Origin of the sequence: Streptomyces lienomycini, assembly GCF_027947595.1 — a bacterium.
Classification (GTDB): Bacteria; Actinomycetota; Actinomycetes; order Streptomycetales; family Streptomycetaceae; genus Streptomyces; species Streptomyces lienomycini.
Genome location: NZ_CP116257.1, coordinates 2,043,324 through 2,056,602, shown reverse-complemented (window position 1 = coordinate 2,056,602; position 13,279 = coordinate 2,043,324). Strand labels below are relative to the sequence as shown.

The window sequence follows — 13,279 nt, the reverse complement described above, 5'->3', positions numbered from 1 at the left end:
CAGAGGACTTCCGGTGAAACAGGTTGTGCAGAACTACAAGAGCGGCGAGCTGGCGCTGCTCGACGTGCCCGTGCCGGGGTGCAAGCCGGGCGGTGTGCTGGTGCGGAGCGCGTACTCGCTGATCTCCACCGGGACCGAGCTGATGAAGGTGTCCGAGGCCGGCATGTCGATGGTGGGCAAGGCCCGCTCGCGGCCGGACCAGGTGGCCAAGGTCGTGCAGAGCGTGGCCACCAACGGGGTGCCCGCCACCTACCGCAAGGTGATGGGCAAGCTGGACTCCTACACGCCGCTGGGCTACTCGCTGTGCGGGGTGGTCGAGGAGGTCGGCGCGGGGATCGACGACGTGAAGGTCGGCGACCTCGTGGCCTGCGCGGGCAACGAGCACGCGCTGCACGCCGAGTTGAACTGGGTGCCGAAGAACCTCTACGCCCCGGTGCCGGACGGTCTCGCGCCGCGGCACGCGGCCTTCGGCACCGTCGGGTCGATCGCGTTGCAGGGGGTGCGCCAGGGCGAGTCGCGGCTCGGCGAGGTGGCCCTGGTGGTCGGGCTGGGGCTGATCGGGCAGCTGGTGGTGCAGTTGCTGGCCGCCTCGGGGGTGCGTGTCGTCGGGGCCGACCCGGACGCGGAGCGCTGCGAGCTGGCCGAGCGGCTGGGCGCGGCGGCCTGCGGCGACCCCGCGTCGGCGGCCGTGGAGAGCGCGGTCGCCGAACTGACCGACGGTCACGGTGTGGACCAGGTGTATCTGGCCGCGGGCGGCGGCAGCAACCAGCCCGTCGAGCTGGCCGCCCGGCTGTGCCGGGACCGGGGCCGGGTCGTGGACATCGGCAAGTGCCGCCTGGACCTGCCGTGGAACGCGTACTACGAGAAGGAGCTGGACGTCCGGTTCTCCCGCAGTTACGGCCCCGGCCGCTATGACCCGGAGTACGAGCTGGAGGGGCGCGACTACCCGATCGGCTACGTCCGCTGGACCGAGCGCCGCAATCTGGCGTGCTTCCTCGATCTGGTCGCCCGCGGCCGCGTCGACGTGGAGCCGCTGGTCTCCCGGGTCGCCGACTTCGACGACGCCGTCGAGACGTACCGCGGGCTGAAGGACGGCGAGGTGAAGGCCGTGGCCGTGCTGTTCCGGTACCCCGGGGCTACGGCGGAGCCGGGGGCGGCGGCGCCGACGGTGGCGGTGCCCGCGGTGCGGCCGGGGGTCGGGGCGCCCGCCCCGGCCCGGGTCGCGAACCGGCCGGTGCGCGTCGCGTTCGTCGGCGCCGGGAACTACGCGACGTCGATGCTGCTGCCGCACCTCGCGGGGCGCGACGGCGTCGAGCTGTCGACGGTCGTCACCACGACGGCGCTGTCCGCGGCCAACGCGCAGCGGAAGTTCGGCTTCGCCGGGGCGACCACCGACCTCGACGCCGTGCTCGGCGACGAGTCCGTCGACGCGGTGTTCGTGGTCACCCGGCACAGCTCGCACGCCGACCTGACCCGGCGGGCGCTGCTGGCCGGCAAGGCGGTGTTCGTGGAGAAGCCCCTGGCCCTCACCGAGGAGGAGCTGGCCGGGGTGCTCGCCGCGGTGGAGGAGTCCGGCAACGACCGGCTGCAGGTGGGCTTCAACCGCCGCTTCGCGCCCCTGCTCCAGGAGGCCAGGACGCGGTTCGGGGAGCGCACCGGTCCGGCGAGCCTGCGCTACCTGGTCAACGCGGGCCGGCTCGACCACGGCAGCTGGTACCTTCGGCAGGGCACCGAGGGCTCGCGGTTCGCGGGCGAGGGCGGGCACTTCGTCGACACGGCGAGCTGGCTGCTCGGCGCCGACCCGGTGTCGGTGTACGCGGTCGCCGCCTCGGGCAACGAGGATCTCCACGTCGTCCTGCGCTACCCGGACGAGTCCACCGCGACCGTCAGTTATGTCACCACGGGCGCTGCGGGCTTCCCCAAGGAGACCCTGGACCTGGTCGCGGACGGCAGGGTGCTGCGGCTGGACGACTTCGTGCGGGCCTCGGTCTGGGACGGCCGCAGGCGGTGGGTCAGTTCGCGGCTGCCCAAGGCCCGGGACAAGGGCCAGAACGCCGAACTGGCCGCGTTCGTCGGGGCCGTGCGGACCGGCGGGCCGATGCCGGTGCCGCTGGAGTCGCTGGTCGCCACGACCGCGGCCACCCTCGCCGTCGGGGCGGGCCTGGCCGGTGGTGTGCTGGTGACGCTGGCTCGGACCGCGGCGGGCGACACGGCGGGGGCGCGATGACCATGAGCACGGGCTGGTACCTGCGGCGCCTGTCCCGGATGGGGCCGCGGGAGGTCGGCGGCCGGGTGGGCGACGCGGTGCGCAGGCGGCGCTGGCGGTCCGCGCCGCCTAAGAGCCCCGCGGTGACCGGCGCGCGGTTCACCGCCGTACTGCCCGCGGGGACGCTCGCCGCGGTGCCGCCGGACGCCGCGAAGCGTCTGGTCGCCGAGGCGGACCGGCTGATGGACGGGCACGCCGAGTTCTTCGGGGTGGCCCGCGACGACCTGGCCGACCCGGACTGGGCGTACGACCCGAAGACCGGGCGCCGGGCCCCGGCGGGCTACGCCTTCGACGTGCCGTACCGCGACGAGGACGCGGTCGGCGACATCAAGCAGATCTGGGAGCCCTCCCGGCACCAGTACCTGACCCGGCTCGCCGCCGCCTACGCCCTCACCGGCGACGACCGGTACGCGGAGCGGGTGGCCGCGCACCTGCGGTCGTGGTGGGCGGCCAACCCGCCGCTGCGCTCGGTGCACTGGACCAGTGGCATCGAGCTGGGTATCCGGCTGCTGTCGTGGGTGTGGGTCCGCAGGCTGCTCGACGGCTGGCCGGGCGCGGCCGCCCTGTTCGAGGGCAACCCGGTGGCGCGGGACCAGATCTGGCACCACCAGCGCTGGCTGGCCGCCTTCCCGAGCCGGGGTTCCTCGGCGAACAACCACGCCGTCGCCGAGACGGCGGGGCAGTTCGCGGCGGCCTGCGCGTTCGGGTGGTTCCCCGCCTCCGCGCGCTGGCGTGCCGAGGCGCTGCGGTCGCTGGACCGGCATCTGCGGGGCAACACGTTCGGCTCCGGTCTCAACCGGGAGCTGGCCACCGAGTACCACGGGCTGGTGCTGGAGCTGGGGCTGGCCGCGCTGGCGGAGGCGGACGCGGCCCGGGTACCGGTCCCGCCGTCGGTGCGGTTGGTGCTGCTGCGGATGACCGACGCGCTCGCGGCCGTCGTGGACGGCCGGTTGCGGCCACCGCGCCAGGGGGACGCGGACGACGGGCACGGTCTGGTGGTGGACGGCGCGGGCACCGACCGCTGGGGCTCGCTGCTGGCCACCGGGGACGCCGTGTTCGGTCGGCTCGACTGGTGGCCGGTGGTGACCGGCACCGATGTGCGCACCACGCTGCTGGCGGCGCTCGTGCGGCCGGACGCGGACGCCCGGCCGGACGCGGCGCGGCGGGTCCGGCGTCCGGCGAGCCGGCCCGGCCACTTCGCCGACGCGGGGCTCACCGTTCTGCGCAGTCCGTCCGGGATCTGGTGCCGGTGCGACGGCGGGCCGCACGGCTTCCTGTCCATCGCCGCGCACGCCCACGCGGACGCGCTGGCCGTGGAGGTCCGGCACGACGGGGTCGACGTGCTCGCCGACCCGGGGACGTTCTGCTACCACGGACAGCCCGAGTGGCGGCGGTACTTCCGGTCGACCCTCGGCCACAACACCCTGCAACTGGACGGCGGGGACCAGTCCGCCTCCGGGGGTCCGTTCCTGTGGACCCGGCACGCCCGCAGCCGCGTCCTGGTCGCGGAGACGTCCGAGGAGGGGCCGTCGCGCTGGCTGGCCGAGCACGACGGCTACGGGCCCTCCGTGCACCGCCGCCGGGTGGAACTGGACCCCGCGAGCGGCCGGTTGAGGGTGGTGGACGAGGTGAGCGGCCCGCGCCGGGCGGTGCGGCTGGCGTTCCACCTCGGCCCGGCGGTCGCCGCCGAACTGGACGGGAACCGTGCGGTGCTGACCTGGGCCGTGGACGGCGAGGAGCGCTCCGCCGTGCTCGACCTGCCCGGGGAGTTGTCCTGGCGGGCCCGTCGCGGCGAGACCGCACCGCCGCTGGGCTGGTACTCCCCCGGTTTCGGACGCAAGGAGCCCGCCACGACGCTGGTCGGCACCGGCTTCACCGACGGCTCCCGGGGGTTCACCACCGTCCTCGGGTTCCGAGGCTAGGAAGGAGGGAGGGCGCGTGGGGAGCACGTGGGGGCGCCGGGCCTGGCCGGTGGCGCCGCTGGTACTGGTCCTGCTGGCGACGGCCGGCTGCGACAGCGGCACGTCGGACGCACGGCCGCAGCCGACCGACGCGCCGTCCGCGTCCGCGTCCGCGTCCGCGTCCGGGTCCGGGTCCGGGTCCGCCTCAGGGGCGCCGTCCGCGGCCCGGGTGTGCGCCGATCCCGAGCCCGGTCCGGCGAAGGCACCGGCGGGCGCGGTGACGGTCGACCCGGCCGTCCCGGGCGACCTGGCGGCCAAGACCGGAAGCAGCCCCCCGCACACCACGTTCTGGCTGCGTCCCGGCACGCACACGCTCGCCCCGGACCGCTACGCGCAGGTCGCCCCGAAGGAGGGCGACACCTACCTCGGGGCGCCGGGCGCGGTGCTGGACGGCCGGAAGACCAACCAGTACGCGTTCGGCGGCAAGGCGCCCGACGTCACCATCCGCCATCTGACCGTGCGGGGTTTCGTCGCGCCGCACGACGAGGGCGTCGTCAACCACGACTCGGCCGACGGGTGGGTCGTCGAGCACACGACGATCCGGGACAACTCCGGCGCGGGGCTGATGGCCGGTGCCCGCCAGCAGGTGCGCGCCAGCTGCCTGCGCGACAACGGGCAGTACGGCATGAACGCGTACAAGGGCGACGGCCCCCTCCGCGACCTGGTGGTCGAGGGCAACGAGATCACCGGCAACAACACCGGCGACTGGGAACTGCGGCGTGAGGGCTGCGGCTGCACCGGGGGCGTCAAGTTCTGGGCCGTCGACGGCGCCGACATCCGCGGCAACTGGGTGCACGACAACCGCGGGACCGGGCTGTGGGCGGACACCAACAACAACGACTTCCTCATCGAGGACAACGTGCTGGAGGCCAACGACGGTGCCGCGCTGATCTACGAGACCAGCTACAACGCGGTCGTCCGCCGGAACACGATCCGGGGGAACAACCGGGTCGAGGGCCGCAGGTACGCCGAGCGCGGCGACGACTTCCCGTTCGCGACCGTCTACGTGTCCGAGTCCGGCGGCGAACCCCGGGTCCCGGCCCGCACGGACAGGATCGAGATCTACCGGAACGTGCTGGAGGACAACTGGTCCGGGATCACCCTGTGGGAGAACGCCGACCGGTTCTGCAACAGCCCGGCCAACACCTCCTCCGGCGTCTGCACGCTGCTGGTGGACAGCCCCGACCGATGTGCCCGGCCGGGGATCGCCTCCGCACCGCTGTACGCCGACTGCCGGTGGAAGACCCAGCGGGTGGACATCCACGACAACCGCTTCGTGCTGGACAAGTCCGTCCTCGACTGCACCGAGAAGTGCGACCGGATGGCGGTGCTCGCCAACTACGGCACGTACCCCGACTGGTCCCCCTACCAGGGCGAGCGGGTGGCCGAGGCGATCACCCTGGACCAGCACAACCGCTGGCACGACAACGTCTACGTCGGGCCGTGGAAGTTCGTCGTCCACGACCCGAGCCGGGTGCTGGACTTCGACCGGTGGCAGGCCGAGCCCTACCGGCAGGACGCGGGCAGCACCCTCGGCCCGCGGGCGGGGGGCTGAGATGGACGCGAACCGCACACCGAAGGCGGTCGGCACGGCCTGGGGGCTGCTGATCCTCAACACCCTCGGCTCCACCGGGGCGGAGACCATCGTTCCGCTGCCCCGCTCGCTCATCCAGATGGTCACCATGGGGGCGCTGGTCGGCGCGTTCACGCTGGCGCTGGCCCTCAACCTCCGGCTGCGGGTGCGGCCCAGCGCGTACGTCTTCCTGCTCACCCTGCTGCTGGTGCCGAGCCTGATCTCCAGCGCGGACCTGGAGGCGGGGTTCGGCGCGCTGTTCCGCTGCGGCCGGCTGGCGGTCTTCGTGGCCACGCTGTGGCTGCTCAGCCGCTGGTGGGACGGCGGCCTGACGTTCGTCCGGCACCACATCCGGATCTACTTCGCGGTGCTCGCGTCGGTGGTCGCGGGGGCGCTGGTCTCCCCCGGCGCCGCCCTGCCCGACGTCTACGGCGGGCGGCTGGTCGGCGCGTTGTGGCCGCTGACGCCGCCGCAGATCGGGCAGTACGCCGCGGTGATCATCGGGCTCACCGTGCTGCTCGTCGTGGGCCGCCGGACCGACGGGCGCAGCGCGGCGCTGGTCGTGGTGCCGTCCTTGGCCGTGCTCCTGCTGACCCACACCCGCACGGCCATGCTCGGGCTGCTCGTCGGTCTGGTGCTGGCGATCGGTTCGCTCGTGCTGACCAGTGCCGCGGCCCGCCGGTTCTTCGCCTGGGCGGCCCTGTGCGCCGCGGTGGCCGCCGTCGGGTTCGCCTCCGCGCTGCACGCGTGGTTCCTGCGCGGCCAGAGCCAGGAGAACTTCAGCAACCTGACCGGCCGGGCCAAGGTCTGGGACGCCCTGCTGGCGGCGCCCCGGACCACGGGGGAGGAATGGTTCGGCGTCGGCCTGGGCGACAAGTCCTTCGACGGGCTGCCGATCGACAACAGCTGGCTGGCCGTCTACCACGAGCAGGGGCTGACCGGCATCGCCCTGGTCGCGGCGGTGGTCGTCGTGCTGGGCGGGGTGGCGCTGCTGCGGCCGCCGTCGCTGCCGAGGGCCTGCGCGATCTTCCTGATCAGCTACTGCGCGCTCGCGTCCTACACCGAGGCCGGTCTGGGCGACGCCTCGCCGTACCTGCTGCATCTGGCCGTGGCCGCCTCCCTGCTCGCGGCACCCGCCGCCGGCGGTGGGGCGGACGCGCCCCGCACGCCGTCCGAGGCCCGCACGGCGTTCGAGAAGCCCTCTCGACGGCGTGTCCCGCGGTGGGCCCGAAGTTCGGAGGTGATCTGACCATGCACGTCCTCGTGGTGCACAACCGCTACAACTCCGCGCAGCCGAGCGGGGAGAACAGGGTCGTCGACCAGGAGGTGGCGCTGCTGCGGGCGGCCGGCCATCGCGTCGAGGTGTTCGAGCGGCGCAGCGACGACATCGCCGGGCGGTCCCTGCTCGGCAAGGTGGCGGTGCCGCTGCTCGTGCCGTGGAATCCGGGGGTCCGCACCGAGTTGGCCGGGCGGCTGCGCACGGGGCGGCCGGACGTGGTGCACGTCCACAACGTGTTCCCGCTCCTGTCGCCCGCGGTGCTGGCGGCCTGTGCCGACGTCGACGTGCCGGCCGTGGCCACGCTGCACAACTACACCCAGGTCTGCCCGCCCGGCACGCTGCAGCGGGACGGCCGGCCGTGCGCCGAGTGCGTGGGTTCGACGCCGCTGCCCGCGGTCCGGCACGGCTGCTACCGCGGTTCCCGGCTGGCGACGGTGCCGCTCGCGGTCGGCCTGTCGGTCAACCGGCGGCGGTGGTGGTCCGGGGTCGACCGGTTCTTCTGCATCTCGGCGGCGCAGCGCGAGGTCCTGGTGCGGGCCGGGATGCCGGCCGGGCGGCTGGCGGTGAAGCACAACTTCGTGCCGGAGCCGGAGGTCCGCCGCTCGGGCCCCGGCGAGCACCTGCTGTACCTCGGCCGGCTCGCCGAGGCCAAGGGCATCCGGCTGCTGATGGCCGCGTGGGACGAGATCGCCGCCGACGGCGGTGTGGGCGTGCCGCTGGTGATCGCCGGCACGGGGCCGTTGGAGCGGGAGGTGACCGCCTGGGCCGCGGGCCGGGACGACGTGCGCTACGCCGGCCTGTTGGACCCGGCCGAGTGCGGGCGCATCGTCGCGCGGTCGGTGGCCGTGGTGGCTCCCTCGACGTGGCTGGAGGCGTTCGGCCTGGTGGTCGTGGAGGCGATGGCGGCGGAGGTCCCGGCCGTCGCCGCCGGTCACGGCGCCTTCGTCGAACTGGTCGAGGACGGGGTGAGCGGGCTGCTGCACCGGCCGGGCGAGGCCGCCTCGCTCGCGGCCTGTCTGCGCCGGATCACGGCCGCTCCCGGCCTCGGCCGGGAGATGGGAGAGGCGGCCCGGCGCCGTTACGAGCGGGACTTCAGCCCGGCCGTCGGGCTGGAGCGTCTCGTGGAGGGGTACCGCACCGCGATCGCGGGGCGGTCGGCCATGGCTCGCGGCGGGGACACCCGCGTGGGCAGGGGGGATGGGGACAGCACATGACACGATGCCGACTCTGCGGCTCCGATGCGATGGCGAGCGTCGTCGACCTGGGGGCGACGCCGCCGTGCGAGAGTTTCCTCGCCGCGGACCAACTGGACCGGCCGGAGCCGACATACCCGCTGCACCTGCGGGTCTGCACCGACTGCTGGCTCGCGCAGATACCGCCGCTGATCACGCCGGAGGAGACCTTCACGCAGTACGCGTACTTCTCCTCCTACTCGACGTCCTGGGTGGAGCACGCGCGTACGTTCGTCACCGACGCCGTGGACCGGCTGGGCCTGGACTCCGACGCCTTCGTGGTCGAGGTGGCGAGCAACGACGGCTACCTGCTGAAGCACCTGGTGGACCGCGGGGTGCGCTGCCTGGGCGTCGAGCCGTCGGTGAACGTGGGGGCGGCGGCGCGGGAGGCGGGGGTGCCGACGCTCACCGCGTTCCTGGACCCGGCGACCGGCTCGGCCGTCCGCGCGGAGCACGGACCTGCCGACCTGGTCGTGGCCAACAACGTGTACGCGCACATACCCGACGTCGTCGGCTTCACCGAGGGCCTGCGCGCCCTGGTCGCCGACGACGGCTGGGTCTCCGTCGAGGTGCAGCACCTGCTGACCCTGATCGAGGAGAACCAGTACGACACGATCTACCACGAGCACTTCCAGTACTACACGGTCGCGTCCGCGGCCCGGGCGCTGGCGAGCGGCGGGCTCACCCTCGTGGACGTCGAACTGCTGCCCACGCACGGCGGTTCCATCCGGCTGTGGGCCCGTCCGGCCGGGGCGGCCGGCGAGCCGAGCGCCCGGGTGGCCGAGGTGCTGGACCGGGAGAAGGCCGCCGGGCTCCAGGAGCTGACCGGGTACGCCGAGTTCTCCGCCCGGGTGGCCAAGGTGCGCCGGGACCTGCTGCGGTTCCTTGTCGAGGCGGCCGAGCGCGGCGAGACGGTGGTCGGCTACGGCGCCCCGGGCAAGGGCAACACCCTGCTCAACCACTGCGGCGTCCGGCCGGACCTGCTCGCGTACACGGTCGACCGCAACCCGTACAAGCACGGCAGGTTCACCCCGGGCACCCGCATCCCGATCCTGCCGCCCGAGCGCATCGCCGCCGACCGGCCGGACTACGTGCTCGTCCTCCCGTGGAACCTGCGGGCCGAGCTGGTCGAGCAGCTGTCCTTCGTGCACGACTGGGGCGGCCGGCTGGTCTTTCCCGTGCCGAACCTGAGCATCGTCGAGGGGAAGTCATGAAGGTCGTACTGTTCTGCGGCGGTTACGGGATGCGCATGCGCAGCGGCGCATCCGACGACGTGCCCAAGCCGATGGCGATGGTCGGCCCGCGCCCGCTGATCTGGCACGTCATGCGCTACTACGCGCACTTCGGGCACCGGGAGTTCATCCTGTGCCTCGGCTACGGGGCGCACCACATCAAGGACTTCTTCCTCAACTACGAGGAGACGACGTCCAACGACTTCGTCCTGCGCGGCGGACGGACCGAGCTGCTGTCGACCGACATCTCGGACTGGACGATCACCTTCGCGCAGACTGGCATCGAGTCGCCGATCGGGGAACGGCTGCGCCGGGTGCGCCACCACCTGGACGGCGACGAGATGTTCCTCGCCAACTACGCCGACGTGCTCACCGACGCCCCGCTGCCGACGATGATCGACAACTTCGCCCGGCGCGACGCCGGCGCGTCGATGATGGTGGTGCCGCCGCAGTCCTCGTTCCACTGCGTGGACCTGGGCGAGGACGGGCTGGTGGGAGGCATCACCGCGGTGAGCGAACTGCCGCTGTGGGAGAACGGCGGCTACTTCGTGCTCCGCCAGGAGGTCTTCGACCACATACCGGAGGACGGCGACCTGGTCGCCGACGGCTGCGCCCAACTCGCCAAGCGGGGGCGGCTGGTGGCGCACCAGCACCGGGGCTTCTGGAAGCCGACCGACACCGTGAAGGAGCGGGCCGCGCTCGACGCCGCCTACACCCGCGGCGAGCGCCCGTGGGCCGTGTGGGAGCGGGACGGCGCGGCGGCGCACCCGGCCGGGGTACGGGCGTGATCCGGCTCGGGGCCGGGAGCCCGGAGCGGATCGTCGCGGTGGGCGCGCACTGCGACGACATCGCCATCGGCGCGGGCGGCACCCTGCTGGCGATGTGCCGGGCGCGGCCGGGGCTGCGCGTCGACGCGCTGGTGCTGTCCGGCGGGGGCGGCGAGCGGGAGCGGGAGGAGCGGGCCGCGCTCGCCGCCTTCTGCCCGGGCGCCGACCTGCGGCTGACCGTGCTGAAGCTGCCGGACGGCCGGGTGCCCGCGCACTGGGAGGAGGCCAAGGGCGCGGTCGAGGAGCTGCGGGCGCGCAGCGAGCCGGACCTCGTGCTGGCGCCGCGCACCGACGACGCCCACCAGGACCACCGCTGCCTGGCGAAGCTGATGACCACCGCGTTCCGCGACCATCTCGTCCTGGGCTACGAGATCGTCAAGTGGGACGGCGACCTGGGCCGCCCGACGGCGTACCAGCCGCTGTCCGCCGAGATCGCGGAGCGCAAGGTGCGGCTGCTGCAGGAGCACTACCCCTCGCAGCGGCACCGGCCCTGGTACGACCGGGAGGCCTTCCTCGGCCTCGCCCGGATCCGCGGGATCGAAAGCCACGAGCGCTACGCCGAGGCGTTCGCCGTCACCAAACTCATGCTCGACCTGGAGGGATGAACCTTGCGCGTACTGCTGACCGGACACCAGGGCTACCTGGGCACCGTGATGGCCCCGGTGCTCGCGGCCGCCGGACACGAGGTCGTCGGTCTCGACGCCGGCCTGTTCGCCGACTGCGTCCTGGGTCCGACGCCCGCGGACCCCCCGGGGCAGCGGGTGGACCTGCGCGACCTCACGGCCGAGCACGTGGCCGGGGTGGACGCGGTGATCCACCTGGCCGCGCTCTCCAACGACCCGCTGGGATCGCTGGCACCCGAGCTGACCTACGACATCAACCACCACGCGTCCGTGCGTCTGGCCCGGCTGGCCCGCGACGCAGGGGTGCAGCGTTTCCTGTACGCGTCGACCTGCTCGGTCTACGGGGCCGCCGGTGGTGGCGACCTGGTGGGCGAGGACGCGCCGCTGCGTCCGGTGACGCCGTACGCGGAGTCCAAGGTGCGGGTGGAGGACGACCTGCACGCGCTGTCCGACGGCGACTTCAGCCCGGTGTACATGCGCAACGCCACGGCCTTCGGGTACTCGCCCCGGTTGCGTGCCGACATCGTGCTCAACAACCTGGTGGGCCACGCGCTCCTGTCCGGCGAGGTGCTGGTGCTCTCCGACGGCACGCCGTGGCGCCCGCTGGTGCACGCCGCCGACATCGCGCGGGCCTTCGCGGCGGCGCTGGTGGCACCGCGGGAGGCGGTGCACGACCGGGCGTTCAACATCGGCAGCGAGGTCAACAACGTCACGGTCGCCGAGATCGCCGAGGAGGTCGCCGCGGCGGTCGCCGGTTCGAAGGTGGTGATCACCGGGGAGACCGGTGCGGACCCGCGGTCCTACCGGGTGGACTTCTCCCGGTTCCGCGCCGCGATCCCCGGCTTCGACTGCGAGTGGACGGTGAAGCAGGGCGCGCTCGAACTCGCCGACGCCTATCGGAAGCACGGGCTGACCCGGGAGGACTTCGAGCGGCGCTTCACCCGCCTCGCCGTGCTGCGCGCGGCCTCCGAGTCCGGCGCCGTCGACGACACCCTGCGGTGGCGCCGGTGACCCGGGCGGGCGAGGAGATGCACGCCCTGGTGGAGCGGATGTACCCGCTGTGCCGGAGCATCACCGGCGACGGGGTGCGCGCCACCCTGGACATCGTCGGCGAGTACCTTCCGCTGCGGGTGCACGAGGTGCCGACCGGGACGCAGGTGCTCGACTGGACGGTGCCGCAGGAGTGGAACATCCGGGACGCGTACATCGCCGACGGGTCCGGCCGCCGGGTCGTCGACTTCGCCGAGTCGAGCCTCCATGTGCTCGGCTACAGCGTGCCGGTGTCGGCGACGATGCCCCTGTCGGAGCTGCGCCCGCACCTGCACACCCTGCCGGACCACCCGTCCTGGGTGCCGTACCGCACCAGCTACTACAAGCCGGAGTGGGGTTTCTGCCTGGCGCAGGAGACCCTGGACGCGCTGCCGGACGGCGAGTACGAGGTGTGCGTCGACTCCACCCTCGCCGACGGCCACCTCACCTACGCCGAGCACGTGGTCCCCGGGCAGGTCCCCGACGAGGTGCTCGTCTCCTGCCACGTCTGCCATCCCTCGCTGGCCAACGACAACCTGGCCGGCATCGCGGTGGCCGTCTTCCTGGCCCGGGCCCTGGCGGAGCAGCAGCCGTACTACACCTACCGGTTCGTCTTCGCGCCGGGCACCATCGGGGCGATCACCTGGCTGGCCCGCAACAGGGAGCGGGTGGAGCGGGTCAAGCACGGCCTGGTGCTGGCCTGCGCGGGCGACCCGGGCCCGCTGACGTACAAGCAGAGCCGGCACGGCGACGCGGAGATCGACCGGGTGCTGCGGCATGTGCTCACCGCCTCCGAACGGCCGCACCGCGTCGCCGGGTTCACCCCGTACGGCTATGACGAGCGGCAGTACTGCTCGCCCGGGTTCGACCTCGGCGTGGGCTCGCTCACCCGGACGCCCTACGCCGGTTATCCCGAGTACCACACCTCGGCGGACAACCTGGACTTCGTCTCCCCCGAGGCGATGGCGGACACGCTCGCCGTCTGCCGCGAGGCGTTCGCCGTCCTCGACCGCAACCGGCGCTACGTCAATCAGAGCCCGTACGGGGAACCGCAGTTGGGGCGGCGCGGGTTGTACGACCCGCTCGGCGGGCGCAGCGACGCGAAGCAGGCGCAGCTGGCCATGCTGTGGGTGCTCAACCTCTCGGACGGCGCGCACAGCCTGCTGGACGTCGCCGACCGGTCGGGGCTGCCGTTCGACACCGTCGCCGACGCGGCCGGCGCCCTGCACGGCGCCGGGCTGATCAAGGCGTGACGCC

The 13,279-nt window shown here is 73.5% G+C and carries 10 protein-coding genes; all 10 read left to right on the top strand.

Annotation, left to right across the window (positions count from 1 at the left end):
* The first annotated feature begins 13 nt into the window (after positions 1 to 13).
* From BJ961_RS09500 to BJ961_RS09455, 10 genes are read left to right on the top strand one after another with little or no spacing between them, the layout of a single operon-like run.
* Entirely contained in the window at positions 14 to 2,227 is a 2,214-nt protein-coding gene (locus BJ961_RS09500) for a bi-domain-containing oxidoreductase (protein WP_271320868.1), read from the top strand.
* The gene (locus BJ961_RS09495) at positions 2,224 to 4,188 is read left to right on the top strand and encodes a heparinase II/III family protein (protein ID WP_271320867.1); all 1,965 of its coding nucleotides are present in this window, start codon (positions 2,224 to 2,226) and stop codon (positions 4,186 to 4,188) included. Before BJ961_RS09500 ends, BJ961_RS09495 begins: the two co-directional genes overlap by 4 nt.
* A 16-nt stretch (positions 4,189 to 4,204) precedes the next feature.
* A complete protein-coding gene (locus tag BJ961_RS09490; RefSeq protein ID WP_271320866.1) occupies positions 4,205 to 5,782 on the top strand; it encodes a right-handed parallel beta-helix repeat-containing protein in 1,578 nt (525 codons plus the stop codon).
* A 1-nt stretch (position 5,783) separates the two neighbouring features.
* A complete protein-coding gene (locus BJ961_RS09485; RefSeq protein WP_271320865.1) occupies positions 5,784 to 7,049 on the top strand; it encodes an O-antigen ligase domain-containing protein in 1,266 nt (421 codons plus the stop codon).
* Between the two features lie 2 nt (positions 7,050 to 7,051).
* Positions 7,052 to 8,293 (top strand): glycosyltransferase, encoded by a 1,242-nt coding sequence (locus BJ961_RS09480; RefSeq protein WP_271320864.1) that lies wholly within the window; start codon positions 7,052 to 7,054, stop codon positions 8,291 to 8,293.
* A complete protein-coding gene (locus tag BJ961_RS09475; RefSeq protein ID WP_271320863.1) occupies positions 8,290 to 9,525 on the top strand; it encodes a class I SAM-dependent methyltransferase in 1,236 nt (411 codons plus the stop codon). The genes BJ961_RS09480 and BJ961_RS09475 overlap by 4 nt, the downstream gene beginning before the upstream one ends.
* Positions 9,522 to 10,331, top strand: a complete 810-nt coding sequence (locus BJ961_RS09470) for a glycosyltransferase family protein (RefSeq protein WP_271320862.1) — start codon at positions 9,522 to 9,524, stop codon at positions 10,329 to 10,331. The genes BJ961_RS09475 and BJ961_RS09470 overlap by 4 nt, the downstream gene beginning before the upstream one ends.
* Positions 10,328 to 10,975: a PIG-L deacetylase family protein gene (locus BJ961_RS09465; RefSeq protein ID WP_271320861.1), complete on the top strand. Its 648-nt coding sequence runs from the start codon at positions 10,328 to 10,330 to the stop codon at positions 10,973 to 10,975. The genes BJ961_RS09470 and BJ961_RS09465 overlap by 4 nt, the downstream gene beginning before the upstream one ends.
* Positions 10,976 to 10,978: 3 nt before the next feature.
* The gene (locus BJ961_RS09460; protein WP_271320860.1) at positions 10,979 to 12,004 is read left to right on the top strand and encodes an NAD-dependent epimerase/dehydratase family protein; all 1,026 of its coding nucleotides are present in this window, start codon (positions 10,979 to 10,981) and stop codon (positions 12,002 to 12,004) included.
* On the top strand, positions 11,992 to 13,275 hold the full coding sequence (locus BJ961_RS09455) for a DUF4910 domain-containing protein (protein WP_271320859.1): 1,284 nt from the start codon (positions 11,992 to 11,994) through the stop codon (positions 13,273 to 13,275). The genes BJ961_RS09460 and BJ961_RS09455 overlap by 13 nt, the downstream gene beginning before the upstream one ends.
* Positions 13,276 to 13,279: the final 4 nt, after the last annotated feature.

Coding starts and splice junctions, on each gene's coding strand:
- BJ961_RS09495 (WP_271320867.1), top strand. CDS start 2,224: ATGACCATGAGCACGGGCTGGTACCTGCGGCGCCTGTCCCGGATGGGG.
- BJ961_RS09485 (WP_271320865.1), top strand. CDS start 5,784: ATGGACGCGAACCGCACACCGAAGGCGGTCGGCACGGCCTGGGGGCTG.
- BJ961_RS09480 (WP_271320864.1), top strand. CDS start 7,052: ATGCACGTCCTCGTGGTGCACAACCGCTACAACTCCGCGCAGCCGAGC.
- BJ961_RS09475 (WP_271320863.1), top strand. CDS start 8,290: ATGACACGATGCCGACTCTGCGGCTCCGATGCGATGGCGAGCGTCGTC.
- BJ961_RS09470 (WP_271320862.1), top strand. CDS start 9,522: ATGAAGGTCGTACTGTTCTGCGGCGGTTACGGGATGCGCATGCGCAGC.